This is a genomic window from Actinomadura sp. 7K507 (assembly GCF_004348425.1).
GTDB lineage: Bacteria > Actinomycetota > Actinomycetes > Streptosporangiales > Streptosporangiaceae > Spirillospora.
Window position 1 is genome coordinate 1 of the sequence record NZ_SMKK01000190.1, and the last position, 19,024, is coordinate 19,024.

At 74.0% G+C, this 19,024-nt stretch carries 17 protein-coding genes; 9 read left to right on the forward strand and 8 right to left on the reverse strand.

All coding sequences use genetic code 11. The features are described 5' to 3' along the window. Nucleotides 1-666 (reverse strand): hypothetical protein (locus E1285_RS32780; RefSeq protein ID WP_207946986.1); only part of this gene is annotated, 666 nt, incomplete at its 3' end. A 471-nt stretch (nucleotides 667-1,137) separates the two neighbouring features. On the opposite strand from E1285_RS32780, the gene E1285_RS32785 reads away from it, so the two are divergent. The 3 genes from E1285_RS32785 to E1285_RS32795 all read left to right on the forward strand — a co-directional run bounded on the left by E1285_RS32785 (nucleotide 1,138) and on the right by E1285_RS32795 (nucleotide 3,193). Beyond that, nucleotides 1,138-1,626 (forward strand): sigma-70 family RNA polymerase sigma factor, encoded by a 489-nt coding sequence (locus tag E1285_RS32785; RefSeq protein WP_207943687.1) that lies wholly within the window; start codon nucleotides 1,138-1,140, stop codon nucleotides 1,624-1,626. Further along, on the forward strand, nucleotides 1,623-2,351 hold the full coding sequence (locus tag E1285_RS32790) for a zf-HC2 domain-containing protein (RefSeq protein WP_132158458.1): 729 nt from the start codon (nucleotides 1,623-1,625) through the stop codon (nucleotides 2,349-2,351). The genes E1285_RS32785 and E1285_RS32790 overlap by 4 nt, the downstream gene beginning before the upstream one ends. 137 nt (nucleotides 2,352-2,488) lie before the next feature. Then, nucleotides 2,489-3,193, forward strand: a complete 705-nt coding sequence (locus tag E1285_RS32795) for a hypothetical protein (protein WP_132158459.1) — start codon at nucleotides 2,489-2,491, stop codon at nucleotides 3,191-3,193. On the opposite strand, the gene E1285_RS32800 is transcribed toward E1285_RS32795, so the two are convergent. Next, nucleotides 3,194-3,991, reverse strand: coding sequence for an ABC transporter permease (locus E1285_RS32800; protein ID WP_132158460.1), 798 nt, complete (start codon nucleotides 3,989-3,991; stop codon nucleotides 3,194-3,196). It lies immediately after the preceding gene. Continuing rightward, nucleotides 3,988-4,992, reverse strand: coding sequence for an ATP-binding cassette domain-containing protein (locus E1285_RS32805; RefSeq protein ID WP_243723211.1), 1,005 nt, complete (start codon nucleotides 4,990-4,992; stop codon nucleotides 3,988-3,990). Before E1285_RS32805 ends, E1285_RS32800 begins: the two co-directional genes overlap by 4 nt. 85 nt (nucleotides 4,993-5,077) lie before the next feature. Between E1285_RS32805 and E1285_RS32810 the strand changes: the two genes are divergently transcribed. Next, nucleotides 5,078-5,839: a TetR/AcrR family transcriptional regulator gene (locus E1285_RS32810; RefSeq protein ID WP_132158462.1), complete on the forward strand. Its 762-nt coding sequence runs from the start codon at nucleotides 5,078-5,080 to the stop codon at nucleotides 5,837-5,839. Nucleotides 5,840-5,846: 7 nt separating this feature from the next. Here E1285_RS32810 and E1285_RS32815 read toward each other — a convergent pair whose 3' ends face one another. Then, a complete protein-coding gene (locus E1285_RS32815; RefSeq protein WP_132158463.1) occupies nucleotides 5,847-8,126 on the reverse strand; it encodes a transposase in 2,280 nt (759 codons plus the stop codon). Nucleotides 8,127-8,216: 90 nt separating this feature from the next. Beyond that, nucleotides 8,217-10,754: an ATP-dependent helicase HrpB gene (gene hrpB, locus E1285_RS32820; RefSeq protein WP_132158464.1), complete on the reverse strand. Its 2,538-nt coding sequence runs from the start codon at nucleotides 10,752-10,754 to the stop codon at nucleotides 8,217-8,219. A gap of 295 nt (nucleotides 10,755-11,049) precedes the next feature. On the opposite strand from hrpB, the gene E1285_RS32825 reads away from it, so the two are divergent. Continuing rightward, nucleotides 11,050-11,838: an NERD domain-containing protein gene (locus tag E1285_RS32825; RefSeq protein ID WP_165966853.1), complete on the forward strand. Its 789-nt coding sequence runs from the start codon at nucleotides 11,050-11,052 to the stop codon at nucleotides 11,836-11,838. Between the two features lie 26 nt (nucleotides 11,839-11,864). Here E1285_RS32825 and E1285_RS32830 read toward each other — a convergent pair whose 3' ends face one another. Both E1285_RS32830 and E1285_RS32835 read right to left on the reverse strand, forming a co-directional pair. Beyond that, complete coding sequence (locus tag E1285_RS32830) at nucleotides 11,865-12,272, reverse strand: hypothetical protein (protein WP_132158472.1); 408 nt, start codon at nucleotides 12,270-12,272, stop codon at nucleotides 11,865-11,867. Between the two features lie 127 nt (nucleotides 12,273-12,399). Further along, nucleotides 12,400-12,765: a hypothetical protein gene (locus E1285_RS32835; protein ID WP_132158465.1), complete on the reverse strand. Its 366-nt coding sequence runs from the start codon at nucleotides 12,763-12,765 to the stop codon at nucleotides 12,400-12,402. Between the two features lie 91 nt (nucleotides 12,766-12,856). On the opposite strand from E1285_RS32835, the gene E1285_RS32840 reads away from it, so the two are divergent. Beyond that, on the forward strand, nucleotides 12,857-13,591 hold the full coding sequence (locus tag E1285_RS32840) for a histidine phosphatase family protein (RefSeq protein WP_132158466.1): 735 nt from the start codon (nucleotides 12,857-12,859) through the stop codon (nucleotides 13,589-13,591). A 39-nt stretch (nucleotides 13,592-13,630) separates the two neighbouring features. Here E1285_RS32840 and E1285_RS32845 read toward each other — a convergent pair whose 3' ends face one another. Next, on the reverse strand, nucleotides 13,631-15,127 hold the full coding sequence (locus E1285_RS32845) for a helix-turn-helix domain-containing protein (RefSeq protein WP_132158467.1): 1,497 nt from the start codon (nucleotides 15,125-15,127) through the stop codon (nucleotides 13,631-13,633). 620 nt (nucleotides 15,128-15,747) lie between these two features. On the opposite strand from E1285_RS32845, the gene E1285_RS32850 reads away from it, so the two are divergent. From E1285_RS32850 to E1285_RS32860, 3 genes are all read left to right on the forward strand, one after another. Continuing rightward, on the forward strand, nucleotides 15,748-16,311 hold the full coding sequence (locus E1285_RS32850) for a hypothetical protein (RefSeq protein WP_132158468.1): 564 nt from the start codon (nucleotides 15,748-15,750) through the stop codon (nucleotides 16,309-16,311). A 125-nt stretch (nucleotides 16,312-16,436) separates the two neighbouring features. Beyond that, entirely contained in the window at nucleotides 16,437-17,525 is a 1,089-nt protein-coding gene (locus tag E1285_RS32855; protein ID WP_132158469.1) for a beta-eliminating lyase-related protein, read from the forward strand. Beyond that, nucleotides 17,479-18,840, forward strand: coding sequence for a beta-ketoacyl synthase N-terminal-like domain-containing protein (locus tag E1285_RS32860; protein WP_132158470.1), 1,362 nt, complete (start codon nucleotides 17,479-17,481; stop codon nucleotides 18,838-18,840). The genes E1285_RS32855 and E1285_RS32860 overlap by 47 nt, the downstream gene beginning before the upstream one ends. Nucleotides 18,841-19,024: the final 184 nt, after the last annotated feature.

Genomic DNA, 19,024 nt, shown 5'->3' on the forward strand with positions numbered 1-19,024 from the left:
GTCGAGGACGCGGGCGCCGGGGGCGGAGCCGGTGTCCGGTCCGCCCCGCTCGCTTCCCGAACCGTCCGCGCCGTCGCGGCGGGCCGCGCGGCCGGTGAGGATGTGGCCGCGGAAGGCCGCGCCCTTCGCGGTGACCTTGATGGCCTGGAAGTCGCGCGGCGGCAGCGTGCAGAACCCGGTGCGGACGACGTCCTCGAACAGCGTGTCCGAGACGACGTAGGCCAGGTCGCGGTCCGCGTCGCGGGCCAGCAGGCGCCGCAGCGGCGCGGCGTCCAGCAGCCGCTGGACGACGATGGGCGCGTCGCCGGCGGGTCCGAACGGCCCCGCCGTCAGCGTGCCGTGGTGCAGGGAGAGCCGCACCCGGAGGGGGAAGCGGCCCGCGTCCCGGTTGATCTCCCGCAGCGCCTCGGCGAGGCCGATGACGAAGTCGCCGGCGACCGGGGCGGGGTCGATCCCGTCCGGCAGCGTGGCGAGCTCGCCGTCCCCGCCGACCTGCTTGTCCCAGCGGCCGCGGTCGAGGCCGACGCCGTGCGCGGCGCGGTCCAGCGCGTCCGACAGGTGCCGCTGCGCGAGCAGCTGCTCGCGCGTGTCGCGCTTGCTGTACCCCTGGATGTCCACCGCCAGCAGCAGGCGGTAGCTGAGCTGTGTGTTCCCGTTCCCTTCCATACCGATCCCGCCCTCGGTCCTCTGTGGGCAAATGGGCCCGATGCCCGCATTCGCTCCAAAGCGTGGAGTGAGCGTTGCCCGGCGGAGGTCCGCCGCGGTGGGTCCGGTCGCCTCCCCTGGTTCGGATGCCGTCGCCGGTCCGTGTCCCGTTCTCGTACGGCACTAGGACGCGGGCCGCGGGCGGTGGGCGCCAGGGGTAAGCAAAAGGTGTCGAACTAGTAAGGGTCTTTCTGGAAAATCCCGGCGAACCGGGCCCCTCCTTTGAACCGCCGGCTGCCGGGGTCCCGTACTGCCTCCCAACGTGACACCAGGCTCACGGTCACCGCGTCGCCCCGCCCTCGCACCAGCCGGAGACCCCCGATGGCCCACAGATCACCGACCGCCGTGCCGCCACCCCGAGAGAGCCCCGCCGGCCCGTGGAGCTGGTTCCGCGGCCCGCAGCCCTCGGGTGACGTGGACGACCAGGTGATCGTGACCGAGCTGTACCGGGTGTACGGCCGCCCGCTGCTGTCGTTCGTGCTGCGCCTGACCGGCGGCGACCGGCACTGGGCCGAGGACGTCGTGCAGGAGACCATGATCCGCGCGTGGCGCAGCGCGCACCAGCTCGACGAGAACGCGACGTCCCTGCTGCCGTGGCTGGCGACGGTCGCCCGCCGGATCGTCATCGACGACCAGCGCCGCAAGAACGCCAGGCCGCAGGAGGCGGGCGAGGGCCCGCTGGAGAACATGCGCGTCCCCGACGGGTTGGAGGATCTGCTGCGCTCCGTCGTCGTGTCCGAAGCCCTCCTCGCGCTGTCCCCGGCCCACCGCGAGATCCTCAACGAGACGTTCTTCCGGGACCGCTCGGTGAACGAGGCCGCAAGGCAGCTCGGCATCCCCGTGGGCACGGTCAAGTCCCGGGTCTACTACGCGCTCCGGGCGCTACGCGTCGCCCTGGAGGAGAGGGGTGTGACGCCATGAGCGCGGACATGCTGCACATCGACGTCGGCGCCTACGCCCTCGGCCTCCTGGAGGAGCCCGACCGGCGCGCGTTCGAGACGCACCTGTCGACGTGCGCGGCGTGCCACCAGGAACTCGGCGAGCTGCGCGGCATCGCCCGGACGCTGGACGGCATCGGGCCGATCACCGAACCGGTGGACGCGATGCCGGTCCCGCCGGAGCCGTCGGTGGTCACCGACCTGATGCGGCACCGGGTCCGCCGGGAGCGGCGGTACCGGACGGCGCGGGGGCTGGCCGCGGCCGCCGCCGGGGTCGTCCTGCTCGGCGGCGCGCTCGGCACCGGGTTCACGCTGGGCGCCGACCGCGAGCAGGCGGCGCCGCCGCCTCAGCCCGACACCGGGACGGCAGCGCTGATGCGGAACGGGCAGACGGCGTCGGCCGCCGACACGGGCACCGGCGTGACCGGGACGGTCGCGACGCAGGGCAAGGCGTGGGGCAGCCGGGTGGGGCTGCGGCTCAGCAAGGTCCGCGGGCCGCTGGCGTGCGAGCTGGTCGCCGTGGACGCCCGGGGCGACGCGCACACGGTCGCCGGGTGGTCCGTCCCCGCCAAGGGCTACGGATTCCCCGAGTCCGCGCAGCCGCAGCTGACGGTGCAGGGCGCGACGGCGCTGGCCCCCGAGGAGATCGTCCGGTTCGAGGTCCGGACGATCGGTGAGGGCCGCACGCTGCTGACCGTCCCCGCCTGAACAAACCGCCTGAACGACCCGCCCGACCTGATCGGTACGGCTCGACCAGCGGCGCGTTCCCGTGGCCCGGCCGCACCGGCCGCGCGGACGCGCTGCCGCCTTACATACCGGTACCGCGTGTCTCATAGGCTGATGTGGTGAGTGCGACCCGATCGTCCGCGGGACCGGAGCTGATGCTGCCGGGGCTCCGCGAGGTGTACGCGGCCTACGTCCGGGAGGCCGGCGCCCTGCCGTCGCTGCCCGGCCCGCTGGAGGCGGAGGTGTGGGTGTCCGCGCAGCTCGGAAGCCTGGAGGCCGCCGCCCCGCACGTGCAGGGGCGGCGGGCCGCGCTCGGCGACCTGATCACCTGCCTGCGGGCGGCGGCGACGCCGGGCGCGCGCGCCTTCCTGCGGGCGCTCGCCGCGATCGGCCCGGCCGAGGGACGCAGGACGGCGGGCCGCGCGGCCGGGGAGCTCGGCGGCGTCCCGGCGGCGCCCTGGGAGGAGTCGCTCGGACGGGTCGTGCCCGGCCAGGTGTGGCTGATCCAGGAGGGGCCGCTGGACGGCGACCGCCTCGTCTGCGAGTTCCGCTACCAGGACGCCGGCACGCGGGGCATGCACGCGCTGGCCGTGCGGCTGTCCCACGGGGACGTCCCCGCCGAGGTCGTGATCGTCGGGGACGTCCCGGCGCTGATGGGGGCGGCGCGGCAGGCGATGCAGGCCGAGCTGTGCGTCGTCCAGCCCTACGACCCGGCGGCCGTGGGGCCGCGGCTCCGTTCCGCGCTGAACGGCGCGGACCTGCCCGAGGACTGCTACCCGGCGCTGGCGCTGGCCCGCCACCGCGCCGCCCTGCTGCCCGGCTAGCTAGCGGCCCATGGCGCGGTAGCGGCGCACCGACAGCGGGACGAACACCGCCGCGATCACCAGCGGCCACACCACCGCCATCAGGACGCTGTGCTGCGCCGCCCACGAGGTGCCCGCGTGCCCGGTGTCGCCGAACAGGTCCCGGCAGGCGGTCACGGTCGCCGACATCGGGTTCCATTCGGCGATGGTTCCCAGCCAGCCCGGCATCGTGCTCGGCGCGATCATGGCGCTGGACAGGAAGCCGATCGGCCACACCAGGATCTGGACGGCCGCGACCGACTCGGGCCCCTTGGCCATCAGGCCGAGGTAGATGCCGAGCCACACCAGCGAGAACCGCAGGAGCAGCAGGAGCCCGAACCCGGCGAGGGCGGCCGCGGCGCCCTCGTGGACGCGCCAGCCGATCAGGACGCCGCAGACCGCCATGACGGCCAGGGCGGCGACCGAGTGCAGCATGTCGGCGGCGGCGCGTCCCACGACCACGGCGGACGGCGACATCGGCATCGCGCGGAACCGGTCGGTCACGCCCTTGGCGGCGTCGCCGGCGACGGCGGCGAACGTCGTCTCGACGCCGAACGCCATCGTGAGCGCGAACATCCCGGGGACGATGAACTCCCGGTAGCCGCCGCCTCCCGGCACGTCCATCTGGCCGCCGAACAGGTAGCCCATCATCAGGACGACCATGACGGGGAACAGCAGCGCGACGGCGACCTCGCCGGGCCGCCGCGCCCAGTGGGCGAGGGCCCGGCCGGTCAGGGTCCGGCCGTCGGCGACGGCCCAGCGCAGGGTCTGGACGCTCATTGGCGCACCTCCTTCTTCTCCTTCTCCGGGCCCTCTGTCTGTCGGCCCTCTGTCCGTGGGCCGGTTCCGGTGAGGTGCAGGAACACCTCGTCCAGGGTGGGGCGGCGGAGGCCGATGTCGGCGACCGCGATCGCCGCCTCGTCCAGGGCCCGGACGGTCTCGGTCAGCGTCGCGGCGCGGCCGGTCACCGGAGCGCCGACGCGCAGGGCCTCCGCGTCGACGTCCACCTCGCCGGACGCGACCCTGCCGACGATCTCGGCGGCGGCGGTGAGCGCGTCGGGGTCGTCCAGGACGACCTCGATCCGGTCGCCGCCGAGCCGCGCCTTCAGCGTGTCGGGGGCGCCCTCGGCGATGACGCGGCCGTGGTCGATCACCGAGATCCCGGTGGCGAGCCGGTCGGCCTCCTCCAGGTACTGGGTGGTGAGCAGGACGGTCGTGCCGCCGTCCACCAGCGCGCGGATCGCGTCCCATACCTCGTTCCTGCTGCGCGGGTCGAGTCCGGTGGTGGGTTCGTCCAGGAACAGGACTGGCGGCGCGAGGATCATGGAGGCGGCCAGGTCCAGGCGGCGCCGCATGCCGCCGGAGTACTCCCCCGCGGGCCTGTCGGCGGCGCCGGTGAGCCGGAACCGCTCCAGCAGCTCGTCCGCCCGCCTCCGCGCCCGCTTGGCGCCGAGGTGGTAGAGGCGGCCGAACATGACGAGGTTCTGGCGCCCGCCGAGCACCTCGTCGACCGCCGCGTGCTGCCCGACGAGCCCGATCCTGGTGCGCACCTCGGCGGCCTCGCGCACGACGTCGTGCCCGGCGACGCGGGCGGTCCCCCCGTCCGGCCTGGTCAGGGTGGTCAGGATCCGGACGGCGGTGGTCTTGCCGGCGCCGTTCGGGCCGAGCAGCCCGTGCACCGTGCCGGCGGGCACGCGCAGGTCGAGCCCGGCGAGGGCGTCGGTGTCGCCGTAGCGCTTGCGCAGCCCCTCCGCGGCGACCGCGAACGGTGGTTCGGCCACGAGCCCTCCATAACTATGTACACAGTACGGATTTACCATCACGGCCACTATAACGTACGTAGTACAGAGTTTCATTCCTGGAAGGATGGAGTGGGTGACGACCGAGTACAGCGGGGCGGGCGATCCCCGGCGCAGCCTGGAGCTTCTCTGGGGGGTCAGGGAGCCGCCGAAGCGCGGCCCCAAGCCTCGGCTGACCGCCGAGGAGATCGTCCGGACCGCGATCGGCGTGGCCGACGCCGAGGGGCTGGACGCCCTGTCGATGCGGCACATCGCCGACGAGCTGGGCGTGTCCCCCATGTCGATCTACACCTACGTCCCGGGCAAGGCCGAGCTGATCGACGTGATGGTGGACCGCGCGTTCGGCGAGCTGACGCCGCCGTCCCACGACTCCTGGCGGGCCCGGCTGGACCACATCGCCCGCGACAACTGGGCGCTGTTCCACCGCCATCCCTGGCTGCTGCACGTCACGCTCGCGCGGCCGCCGATGGGTCCCAACACGTTCGGCAAGTACGAGTACGAGCTGCGCGCCGTGGACGGGCTCGGCCTCACCGACCTGGAAATGGATTCGGTGGTCGCCCTCGTCACCGGCTTCGCCGAGAGCGCCGCCCGCGTCTCGGTCAACGCCGCCGAGGCCGAGCGCCGCAGCGGCGTCAGCGACCTGCAGTGGTGGGAGGCGACCGCGCCGGTGCTCCACACGCTCATCGACGAGGCCGACTACCCGCTCGGCACCCGCGTCGGCACCGCCTCCGGGCAGGCGTACGGCTCGGCCGTCGCGCCGGGCCGCGCCTTCGAGTTCGGCCTGGCCCGCGTCCTGGACGGCATAGAGGTCCTGATCAGCTCCCGCTAAGGCCTGTTCAACAAGTCCCGTGGTCGGGTTGTTTGGACAGCCGGGTTCGTGGTCGGCGTCTGTCCGGTGTGACCGCCGTTCCGCCCGCTGGTGTGGTGGGCAGGGGTGGTTCATCCGGGGTCGGCGCCGTACCGGTCCGGGTTCGCCGAGCAGAGGCCGCCCGCCGGTTCCGCCGCCGCGGTCTGCGGCGGCGGGGCTGGGGAGGGGTGGCTGCCGCATTCCCCGTCCCGGCACCGGCTGGGGCGCCGGTGCCGGGTGCAGGGATGGGTGCGGTTGACTCGGTCAGGGCTCCAGGTAGCCCTGGCCCGCCCGCGCACAGCACGCGGCGGGAGGTTTGGTAGTCCACCCGTGCGGTGGAGGGGTCATCGGGGTCGGTCAGGTGGGTGAAGGCGGCCAAGGCGGCGGAGACCAGGTCGCGGTCGCCGGTGAGTCCGCAGCCGCCGTCGGCGGTGCGGCAGTGGTGGGTGCGGACGCCGAGGTGTTTGGGGACGCGGCGTCCGCAGGGGCAGTGCTGGGACAGCGCGGTAATGGAGATGGCCGCGCGCAGCAGCCGTCCGCCGGTGGCACGGCATTCGTGGTCGAGTGCGGTGATGAGCATGCCGGGGGTGAAGCGGGCGCAGGCCCGTCCCCATAGCCGGAACCAGGCGCGGATGTCGCAGTCCTCGATCACCAGGTGAGGGCCGTGCACGGCGACGATCTGCCCGGCCGTGTGCCGGGCCCGGGTTTTGCGGGATTGGGCGGTGCGGTGCGCGGCGGCCGCCTCGCGGGCGCGCAGCCGCCGGTAGCTGCCCGACAGGGCGTCGCGGCCGTAGGAGCGGCGGGGGCGGCCGTCGGCGCGGGCGACGCGCGGCCCGCCTGGCACCGCGGCCTGTTTGGGCGGCAGCCCGGCGGCCTGCCGGCGTCGTTGGCGTTTGCGCTGGCGCCGACTGGGTTCGTATTGGGCGGTGTTGGACGCGCGGCGCGAGCGTTCCAGCGCCCGCTGCCGACCGCGCCGTTTGCGCGCCCGCCGGGCGATGCGGGCCCGCTCGTCGGGCGACATCGTCACCTTCGAGGAGATCACTCCCGAGGAGTCCAGTGCGGTCTGCGGTGATGCCGCCGCGGCGTCGGCCCGTTCAATGGGGGCCGACACCGCGGCGAGGTTGGAGACGTTGCCGTCCACCCCGCCCCGCCGGCCCGCGGGGGCCTTGGCCCGCCGCGCCGCCGTCGACGCCGGAACGAACGCGGGTTTCAGCACCATCAGGTGGGCTTCGTAGCACCATCCGCCCGGCTCGGCCGGATCCCGTCGGCGTACCAGGTCGACTTTGTGGAACACCTCCGGGTCGGCCAGGGTGTGCAGCAAGTGCGGCCACTGACCCGCACCTTGGGGCAGCCGCACCGGCACCACCAGATCACCCCGGCACCCGTCCGGGCCACCCGCATACACCAGCGCCAGCGGCCCCTCATACTCCCACCACACCCCCTTGCCTCCCCGGCTGCGGGGCGCCGACGGCACCGCCATCGTGCGGGGCTGGGCAAGCACGCCGGTCCCCGGCGGCAGTGCCGCCGCCGCCTCGGGAGAGGAGCCGCCGGGCAGGCCGGACACGGGGTAGGCGGCCAGGTGCCCGGCCAGCGTGCCGTGCAACCGGAACGTCTCCCACTTGCGGGACTTGGTGTGCGAACGGGCCCGCCCCGGGATCCGGGAGAACTCCCACCACGAACCCACCTTCGGCACACCCTGACGGCGCCCCGACGCATCCGCGAACAAGTGCCGCTCCAGCCCGCTCCACACCTCGTCGGCCAGGTGCATGGCCACCGCCTTGGACAGGTGATGCCTCAAATGACCGGAGGCATCCAGATGGCGGTACCCCGCACGCTCCAACGCCTCCCGCGACAACCCCAGCCGCACCCGCCACCGCTTCGCCTCCGCCTGCGTGCGGCGGCGCCGGTGCCCGGCCCGATAGGCCAGCGCACGGGACCGGGCATCACGCCGCAACGCCCGCTTCAGGCTCCACGCCGCCCCGAACAGCCCCTCCAACCGGTGCCGCGCCGCCGGATCCGGCGTCAATCGCAACCGCACCACCGTCACCGGTCCCTCCGCCGGTCGCCGCCACGCCGGAGCCCTGTTCCTCCCCCTGACACGCCGCGCCTCGGCCCCGTCCACGATCGGGCACGCGACATCAGCCACACCCGCATCGCCTGCGGCCTCGGATGCGCTCTCGCGGGCCGCGGCGTTCACGCTGTCCACGTAGCGCCGGGTGGCGGCCGGGACGACGCCGCCATCAACGTGGCCAACTGCGGACTGCATCATGGTGAACACATTACGTCACAATATTCGAACACGCAATCGACACGCGTCGCCCGCCGTACACAAGCCCCGCTCCGACCACACGAGGGCCTTCTAAACACGCCCGCTAGCGCGCTTGGTCCGCTTCGTCGGGACGGCCCGCGCCGGGTCCTCGGGCCACGGATGCTTGGGATAGCGTCCGCGCAGCTCCGCCCGTACCGCCTTGTAGCCTTCGCGCCAGAACGAGGCCAGGTCCGCGGTGACGGCCGCCGGGCGCCCCGCCGGGGACAGCAGGTGCACGACCAGCGGCACGCTCCCGCCCGCGAGCCGCGGCGCCGCGTCCCACCCGAACAGCTCCTGCAGCTTCACCGCCAGGACAGGGCGCTCCTGCGAGTAGTCCACCCGGATCCGCGACCCGGACGGGACCTCGACCCGCTCGGGCGCGTACTCGTCGAGCCGCCTGGCCTGCTCCCAGGACAACAGCCCCCGCAGCATCGCCGCGACGTCGACGCGCCGCAGGTCCGCCCGCCTCCGCGCGCCTGCGAGCCACTCCGGGACGCGTTCCAGCAGCGCCGCGTCGCCGACCGCCGGCCACGGCTCACCCAGCGCCTCGTGAAGGAACGCCAGCCGTTCCCGCAGGGCGACGGCCGGCGGCGGCCAGTTCAGCAGGCCGAGACCTTCGACGCGCACTCCGGAAAGCAGCGCCGCCCGCACGCGCTCCGGATCGGGGTTCCGCAGCGGCGCCGCGTCCAGTTCGATCGCGCCGAGCCGCTCGACCTTCCGCGCCACCACGTCCCCGTCCCGCCAGGCGATCTCCTCGGCGGTCTCCAGCAACGGCGCCGCGGCGAACCGCGCCACCTCCTCGTCGATCACCACGGCCTGCCGCACCCTCGCCGACGCCGCCCCTGCGGGCCGGTCGGCCGCCGCGACCGCGAGCCACTCCGGCCGCCCGCCGCCCAGCGCCGACCCGTCGGCGAGCACCGCCCCGGTACCGGACGCCATCAGGTACCCGCTCCCCCGCCTCCGCGCCACCCGCTCCGGGAACGCCAGCGCCACCACGATCCCGGCCACGGCATCGTCCCCCCGCCCACCGGGGGCCGTGTCACCGCCGGGAGGCGGGTTGCCGGTGTGGGAGCGGGGGGTCAGGGCGTTGCGGAGGCGTTTGGTCTCGTCGCGCCAGCGGGCCGCGTGGGAGTCGGCGGGGCGGCCGGGGCCGCGGAGGGCTCGCCAGGTGGCGGTGAGGTCGTCGCCCGCCGACCGGGGCGGCGGTTCGGAGAGCAGGGCGACGATCTGGGCGGCGGCGCGGGCGCCGACCTCGGGGGCGCCGTCGACCAAGGCCCGGGCCAGGCGAGGGTGGAGGCCGATGCGGGCGAGGGCACGGCCCCGGTCCGTCACGTGGTTCCCGTGGACGGCGCCGAGCGCGCGGAGGGTTGCTCGTGCCGCGTCCAGGGCGGCGGGCGGCGGCGGGTCGGGGAGCGACAGGCCGCTCGCGCCGGGGTCGCCCCAGCAGGCCGCCTGGAGCGCGAAGCCGGTGAGGTCGGCCAGCTCGATCTCGGGCCGGGGGCGCGCGGGCAGCCGGTCGTGCTCGGCCTGGGTCCAGCAGCGGTAGACGGCGCCGGGCGCCTCGCGTCCGGCGCGTCCGGCACGCTGGACGGCGGTGGCGCGGGACGCGCGGACGGTGGTCAGGGCGCCGAGGCCGCGGGCGTGGTCGGTGCGGGGCTCGCGGGCGAGGCCGGAGTCCACGACCGTCCGGACGCCGGGGACGGTGAGGCTCGATTCGGCGACGGAGGTCGCCAGGACGATGCGGCGGCGGGCGGACGGGGCGAGGACCGCGTCCTGCACGTCCGGCGGCGCCTGCCCGTGCACCTGCAGGACATCGGCGGGGGCGCCGCGGAGCAGCCCGGCGACGCGGGCGATCTCGCCGGCGCCGGGCAGGAAGCACAGGACGTCGCCGTCCCGTTCGGCCAGGGCGCGGCGGGCCGTGCCGGCGACGTGCGCGAGGAACGCGGGGTCGACGCGCATGCCGTGGGGCGGGGCGGCGGTCCGGGCGGGCGGCGACCAGATCGTCTCGACCGGATGCAGCGCGGCCGGCGTCTCCACCACCGGGGCCGCGCCGCCGTCGCCGCCGAGGAGGCGAGCCCAGGGGCCGGTGTCGGCGGTCGCGGACGCCGCGACCAGGCGGAGGTCGGGGCGGAGCGCGGCGCGGACGTCCAGGAGGAACGCCAGCGCGGTGTCGGCGTCCAGGTGCCGCTCGTGGCATTCGTCCAGGATCACGGTGCCGACGCCGGCGAGTTCGGGGTCCGACTGGAGGCGCTGGAGGACGACGCCCGTGGTGACGACGTCGACGCGGGTACCGGGTCGGGTCTCGCCGCGGACGATGACGCCGACCTGCCCGCCGACGCGTTCGCCGAGGAGCCAGGCCATGCGGCGGGCCGCGGCGCGGGCGGCGAGACGGCGCGGTTCCAGGACGAGGATCTTGCCGGCGGCCGGCGGGCCGCCGAGGGCGAGCCCGGCGAGCGCGAGGGGAACGAGGGTGGTCTTGCCGGTGCCCGGAGGCGCCGCGAGCACGGCCGCGCCGCGGTCGTCCAGTGCCGTGCGCAGTGCGGGGACCGCATTGCGGACGGGGAGGTTCTCGGCGGCGCTGAGGTGCATCCGACCAGTTTGCCCGGTCCCGGTGGGTGGTCGCCCGTGCCGGAATAGCGACATTAATGAAAAAGGCTCCGAGCGTTGCGGTGATAGTTGCACCGCGCCTTTCAGGCGTTCGATGGCGACGCTTAAAGTTTTCCCCAGGAAGCGCCCGCGCAACCACGGAGAACCAGCAGGTGGGCAATGCTTTCAAGACCGGCTCTTGCTTTCCCGTTTGGTTTACGTCACATTGCGAAGTGTGGCGGCAATGCTTCACGTATCGCCATAATGAGGGCGTCATCGCAGGTGCTGGGAGGGTGTCATGATCGGCAGCTCCATCTATCTGAGGGATCGGGCCGCGTTCACCGGCGGTTCACCCCAGGCGGTATACGAGGAGCTCTGGCAGCGCGGCCGAAAGGGTAGATTGCGGACCCGCGCAATTCTGGCGGGCGCGACGCTCCTGCTGTGCGGGATGCTCGTCAACGCCATATTCGGAATCGCGATGGCCGCCTTGGTGGCGTCCGCGGACACGTTCGTCCATTGGCGCGTTTACAAGGCGTCCAGGGTGTGGCGGCTCGGGCTGCGGGGTGCGGAGCGGATGAACCGGGTACTGCGCCACATCCTGGAGCGGCGCGGTCACCGGGTGCTGTACGAGCGGACGGTCCCCGGGCACGGCCAGGCCGACCAGCTGGTGTTCGGGCCGGGCGGCGTGTGGCTGGTCCACAACGAGGCCTGGCACCCGGACGCGGAGATCTCCCACCACGGAGGCCGGCTGTTCATCGACGGCCGGACCCAGTCCAAGCTCGTGGGCGCGCTGACCGCTCGCGCCGACGCGGCCGCCGATCTGATCTCGCGGGTCTCGGAGGTCCCGGTCAAGGTGACGCCGGTGCTGGCCGTGCACGGCGGCAAGCTCGCCAGGACGCCGTTCGCCGCCGACGGGATCGTGTTCGCGCCGCCGCTGCGGCTGATCCGCTGGATGGGCCGCAACCCGTCCGCCGACTACTCCCTCGACGAGGTCGAGGCGATCACCCGGGCCGCCGTCCACGCGCTCCCGATCGGCGGGCGCATCACGCCCCCGGCGGCCACCGCGCTGTCGACGGACGCCGCGTGATCATCGGACACCTGTGGCCGGAGGGCTCACGCACCGCCGCCCGCAGGGCGCCCACCGCCCGTCTCGGGCCCGCCACCCTTGCGGGCGGTGCGGCGCAACCACAGCAGGCCCACGACCGGGAGCACCAGCGGGATGAATCCGTAGCCGCGCCCGTAGGCGGACCAGACGGTCTCGTCGGGGAACGCCGCGGAGTCGGCGAGGCTGAGCGTGCCCACGATCAGCACGCCGGCGAGCTCGATCGCGCAGGCGGCGACGGCGACCCTGAACGACCTGCGGCCGCCGAGGCCCAGCGCGACCGTCGCCACGACGTAGACGGCCGCGGCGAACGCCGACAGGGCGTAGGCGAGCGGCGCGTCGGAGAACCGGGTGGCGATCTGCACGCCCGCGCGCGCACCGGCCGCGAGCGCGAAGATTCCGTAGACGGCGACCAGCACCCGTCCCGGCCCGCCGCCGGTACCGGGGCGGGCCGCGCCGCCCGTGCGGGCGCCGACGCCGGCGCGGGCGCCGCCGTCCGCACGGGCCTCGCCGTCACGGGCCTCGCCGTCACGGGCGGGATCGGGGTCAGACACCGGTCCCGCTCCACAGCTGGTTCAGCCGGACGACCATGACGGCGACGCCGGTCCCGGCGATCACGATCACCGCGGAACCCCACCGGGTGCGCTCCAGCAGCCCCCAGCCGGCGCCCGCGAGGGGGATGAGCGGGACGGCGAGGAGGTAGCCGATGAAGGTGGCGGAGCTCGCGGGCCCCTCGTCGCCGGACAGCTTGACGAACCCGACGACGGCCTGCGCGATCAGCAGCGCCTCCAGCACCCCGAGCGAGATCAGATGCCCGAGGTCCATCGCCCGGTTGCGCAGCGCCGCCACCAGGGCGTAGGCGGCCACGAGCAGCGCCACCACGATGATCACGGTGGCCAGGACGTTCGTCACGGGCACGAGAGTACTACCGCTCGTAGAGGAACGTCGGCATCGCACCGCCCTGGCCTGGTTTGCGGCGGCATGTTCACGGCGGCATGGCAGCATGGCGGGCGTGAACGCGCTGCAGTGGCTGAACATGACCCGGCACGGTGAGAGCACCGGCAACGTCGCCTACCAGGCCGTGGAAGGCACCGATGCCGAGGAGGCCGGCATCCCCGAGCGGGACGCCGACGTCCCGCTGTCGGACACCGGCCGCGCCCAGGCGGCGAGGCTCGGCCTCTGGCTCGCCAGGCTCCCCGAGGACGAGCGTCCCACCCTGATCGTGGCCTCCCCCTACGTGCGGACGATGGACACCGCGAAGATCGCGCTCGCCCAGACGTCCTACGCCGCACCGCGGGACCCCGACGGGCCGGGGGTGAAGATCGACGAGCGGCTCCGCGACCGCGAGCAGGGTGTGCTGCAGGGCCTCACCACCATCGGCGTCGAGCGCCGGTTCCCCGAGGAGGCGGCCCGGCTGCGGCGCCTCGGCAAGTTCTACTACCGGCCGCCCGGCGGGGAGTCGTGGGCCGACCTGGCGCTGCGGCTGCGCAGCTTCTACCGCGACCTGGAGACCGAGGCGCCCGGCGGGCGGGTGATGGTCGTCACGCACGACGCGATCGTGGCGACGACGCGCTACCTGGTGGAGGGCCTCACCGAGAAGGAGGTCATGGACCTCGACGAGAAGGAGTCGATCGGCAACGCCTCGCTCACCCGGTGGCGGCAGGACGGCGCGGGCCTGCAGGCCGTCTGCTACAACGACACGACCCACCTGATCAACGCCGGTGTCTCGTCCGCCTGATCCCGGCGGCTCCCGCCCGCCCACGCGGCCGGGCGGCGGTCAGGGATCGCCGTTGAGGAGGCGGTCGCTGCGGGAGGCGACGGCGGCCAGCCGCGGATCGTCCGGCGGCAGGATGTCGCGGAGCCGCTCCAGCGCCTCCAGGTCGTCGCGGCCGGGCTCGGTCTGGGCGTAGGTCCACAGCGCATCGGCGCCGCCCCGGTCGAGCACCTGCCGCCGGACCCGCACCGCCAGCTCGTCGCGTTCGGCCCGGACGGCGGGCGCGTCGGAGCTGGGCAGCAGCTCGCCGGTGTACAGCCGCACCGTACCGGCGACGTCCGCCTCGTCCAGCAGCCGCCGGACGGTGAGGAAGTCGGCCTCGACCGCGCAGCCGAGCCGGTACGGGCGGGCCCGGACGACGTCGCCGAGCTGCTGGCGGAGCCGGTGGATCTCGGGGCGGACCGTCGCGGCGCTGCCGTCGTCGCCGTACAGGCACATCGCCAGCCTGTCGCCGGTCAGTCCGCGCGGGTGCAGGGCGAGCATCGCGAGGATCTCCGCGTGCCGCAGCGTCAGGGAGACCGGCCGGCCGTCCAGGTTCGCGTGCGGGCGGCCCTCGCCGAGGAACGACAGGGTCAGCAGCGGCGCTCCGGGGACGGTCCGGACCGCCGCGTCCCCGGTGAGGGGGCCCCGGCCGGTCGCCGCGCTCCCGCCCGGACCTTCGAGGCGGCCGGGCAGCCGCAGCAGGAACGCCTCCCCGAGCGGTTCGGCGACGGCGGTCCGGCCGTCGGGCAGGGTGACCGCCCCGCCGGACGCGGGGACGTTCACGCGCCGCCCCTGCCACCCCTCCCCCGCGGCCGCGCCGCCGGGCACGCCCGTGCTCGCCGGGGGGATGAGGATCCGGCCGGTGGCGGTGACGAGCAGACCGGCGGCCCCCAGCCCCCGGAGGTGCGGCAGGAGCCGCTCGCGCAGCCGCTCGTCCCGCCGCCGCATCTCGTTCTCCAGCCGCGACTCGGCGAGCCGGGCCGCGGTGGCGACCAGCGCGACGGTCGCCGGATGCAGCGACCGCACGGTCGCGCTGACGTCGATGCAGCCGATCACCCGCCCCGAGTCGGGGTCGGTGATCGGCGCGCCGGCGCACGACCAGCAGTGCAGGACGTGCGCGATGTGCTCGGCGGCGTACACGTACTCGGGCCGCCCGGTGGCGAGGGCCGTGCCGATGCCGTTGGTGCCGACGGCGTCCTCCGACCAGCGGAACCCGTCGGTGAGCCCGATCGCGTCGGCGTCGCGCCGCGCGGCCGGCGGGCCCTGCGTCCACAGCACGTGCCCGGCGTCGTCGGTGATCACCATCAGGTGCTCGGTCTCGTCGGCGACCCGCCGCAGCAGTCCCTTCAGCACCGGCAGGTGCGGATCGAGGGGATGCGCTTCGCGGGCGTCGGCGATGACGTCCCGGTCGAACACCAGCGGCGCGGCCTCGACGGTCACGTCGACGCCGGCGTCCCGGGAGCGCCGCCACGACTCGGAGATCGGCGGCCGCAGGGCCACCTTTTCGGGCACCACCATGTTGAACCTTTTCGTTGTCGGCAGGGCTGCACGTGCAGGGCTCTGGCGACCACGCCGGATGAAAAAGGTTCAGTCTCTTCCCCCCGGAGCGAACCTCGCCTGTCTGAGGATCAGCCCACGCACGGGGGCCGCGCAACCGATTCCGGATATCTCGCGACCCCGAATCGGACACGCTGTGTAATCGGATCGTTGCAACGTGCATGCAACCTGGAGGTGCGTAGCGTGACCCGGGATGGGGAGCCGACGGGCCATCCCGGGGGTCTCGCCGTCCCGCTCACGTCCGGGGGGACCGTGAGCGGGGCGGCGAGACGGACGGGCCCGCGACGGGGATTCGGACGCTCCCGCCATCACGGGGAGGAACAAGAACGCATGCTCTGCCTGACCTGCCACCGTGTGCGCCCGGCGCTGAACCGGGCCGACTACACCGCCGAACGCGCCTGGCTCATCCTCCGGCGGGGCCTGTGCTCGTGCAGCGGGCCGCCGCCGCAGGCCACCCGCCCCGCGGTCGTTCGAAAACACGCCCGGACCGCGAAATAAACACAGCGGTTCATTCTAGGTTCACGCGCGGTTCGCCTAGAGTTTAAGGAGAATCCATTCGACCGGCCCCTGGAGGGAGCGCCATGCCCGTGATCCCGGGTCTCATCCGCCGAGCCGCCGTCGAGGCGGAGCGCCAGCTGCGCGGAGGCGCGGGCCTTCTCGCCGGACTCGGCCGAGATCTGGAACGGTCGGCGCGACTGGGGCGGCTCCTGCCCTCCTACATCGAGCGCATGGCGGTCCTGGAGCAGACCGTCCGGGACCAGGACGCCGAGCTGCGCGCCGTGCGCACCGAGCTCGACTCCCTGGTCGCTCAGCTCAACGACCGGCTGCTGCCGCGCATCGACGAGCGGATGGACGACACCGAGCGCGACCTGGCCGCCGTCGCCACCAGCCTGATCAGCACCGGCCGCGACACGGCCGCCCACCGCACCCGGCTGGAGACCGCCGAGCGGCGCATCACCGACCTGCGCACCAAGATCGCGCAGGTGGAGCAGCGGACCGGGTCGTGGCGCGACCTCCAGGCCGGCATGGCGCGGCTCGGCGACGACCTCGACGCCATGCGCGCCCGGATGTCCCTGCGCTCCGCCGAGCCCCCGGCCGACGCCGCGCCCGCGCCGGTGCAGAACATCACCGACCGCCCCGCCTGACCCGTGACCGCCCCGCCCGGCGCGCGGCCGGTCCCGGCCCGCCGCGCCGCACGCCGTAAACGGCCGCACGCGCATAATCGGCGGGCTCAGGAAATGGCGCGTGCGGTGTCCGGGAGAATGGCCGCATGACGCTTCCCCCGGCCGGCCACCGCAGCAATGGCCGCACGCCCTCCGCGTCCGGTTCCGCCGGGCGGGGCTTCGCCAGCGACAACCAGGCGAGCGTCCATCCGGACGTCCTCGCCGCACTGGCCGCCGTCAACGACGGGCACCAGCCCGCCTACGGCGACGACGAGGTCACCGGGCGGCTCCGTGAGGTCGTCCGGCGGCACTTCGGCGACCAGGCCGAGGTGTTCCCCGTGTTCAACGGGACGGGCGCGAACGTGGTGTCGCTCCAGGCGGTGTCGGAGCGGTGGAGTTCGGTCGTGTGCCCGGATTCGGCGCACATCAACACCGACGAGTGCGGCGCGGCCGAGAAGATCGCCGGCCTGAAGCTGGTCACGGCCCCGGCGCCGGACGGCAAGCTGACGCCCGAGCAGGTCGAAGCGCACGCGACCGGCTTCGACAACGTCCAGCGCCGCCGGCCAGCCGCCGTGTCGGTCACCCAGAGCACCGAGCTGGGCACCGTCTACACGGCCGCGGAGACCGCGGCCGTCGCGGCGGCGGCCCACGAGCGCGGCCTGGCGGTGCACATGGACGGCGCGCGCATCGCCAACGCGGCCGCCTCGCTCGGCCTGCCGCTGCGCGCCCTCACCACCGACGCGGGGGTGGACGTCCTGTCGTTCGGCGGCACCAAGAACGGGCTCCTGCTCGGCGAGGCGATCGTCGTGCTGAACCCTGACTCCGTGCGCGGGCTTGCGTACCTGCGCAAGTCGAGCATGCAGCTGGCGTCCAAGATGCGGTACGTGTCCGCGCAGCTCGTCGCGCTGCTGGACGGCGACCTGTGGCTGCGCAACGCCGCCCACGCGAACGCCATGGCGGCCCGCCTCGCCGCCGCCGCCCGCGCCGTGCCGGGCGTCGAGATCACGCGGGCCGTGGAGGCCAACGCGGTGTTCGCGACCGCCCCGAAGGACGCGGCGGAGCGGCTGCGCAAGCGGTTCCCGTTCTACACGTGGGACGAGCGGACCGGCGAGGTCCGCTGGGTGTGCTCGTTCGACACCACCGAGGCCGATGTGGACGCGTTCGCCGCCGCGCTCGCCGCCGAGACGTCCGCCTGACCAGCGCACCCGCCGCGCCGTCCGGGCCGCCCGTCCCGAGGGTCGGGACCGGGGGCAGCGCCGGACCGCCAAGCAGGTCTATCGTGTGACCGAACAGGATTCGGTACAGGAGGCGAGCCTGATGGCCAACCGCACCTTCGTCGTCGGCGTGGGCATGACCAAGTTCGAGAAGCCCGGCTCCCGCGAATGGGAGTACCCCGACATGGCCAAGGAGGCCGTCGGGAACGCCCTCCAGGACGCCGGCGTCGCCTACGACAAGATCGAGATGGCCTACGCCGGCTCGATGTACGGGTCGATGGGCCAGCGCGCCCTCTACGAGACCGGCATGACCGGCATCCCGGTGATGACCGTCCAGAACGCGTGCGCCACCGGATCGAGCGCGCTGTTCCTGGCCCGCCAGGCCGTCCGGGGCGGCCTCGCCGACTGCGCGCTCGCGCTCGGCATGGAGAAGATGAAGAAGGGCTCGCTCGGCGCGGGCATGGAGGGGTCCAAGGTCACCATCATCGACCACCACCTCACCTCGATGACCGCGGGCCGCGAGTGGGAGATGGACAAGGCGCCCATGCCGCAGATGTTCGGCAACGCCGGCCGCGAGCACATGGAGAAGTACGGCTCCACGCCCGACCACTACGCCTGGATCGGCTGGAAGAACCACAAGCACTCGGTCAACAACCCGTACGCGCAGTTCCAGACCGAGTACTCGCTCGACGAGGTCAGGAACGCCCCGATGATCTTCGACCCGCTGACCAAGCTGCAGTGCTCCCCCACCTCCGACGGCGCCGCAGCCGCGGTCGTGGTCAGCGAGCGGTTCGTGGACGAGCACGATCTGTGGGACCAGGCCGTCGAGATCGCCGGCCACCACATCGCCACCGACACCCCCGAGAGCTTCGCCGACAACTCCTCCATCCAGGTCGTCGGGTTCGGCGTCTCCCGGCTCGCCGCCCGCACCGCGATGGAGCAGGCGCAGGTCTCCATCGAGGACGTCGACGTCATCGAACTGCACGACTGCTTCAGCGCCAACGAACTCGTCACCTACGAGGCCCTCGGCATGGCCGAGGTCGGCGAGGGCCACAAGCTCGTCGACGACCAGGCCACCACCTACGGCGGCAAGTGGGTCGTCAACCCGTCCGGCGGCCTCATCTCCAAGGGCCACCCCCTGGGCGCCACCGGTCTCGCCCAGTGCGCCGAGCTCACCTGGCAGCTGCGCGGCAAGGCCGGGAACCGCCAGGTGGACGGCGCCCAGGTCGCCCTCCAGCACAACATCGGCCTGGGCAGCGCCTGCGCCGTGGCCGTCTACAAGCCCGCCACCGCCTGACCCGTCCCACGTCGAGTCCGCGGTGCGCCGCGCTTCAGGCGGCGCACCGCGGGTCAGCGAAGCGGACCCGTTGGACGTGTGACAAATATTGACTCTTGTCTCATCTGGGCTATCCTCGCAGTAAGTGGTCACTGCCAGGAGGTGCGATGCCCGGCCCGTCCCCCCAGCCCACCGTGGTCACGGC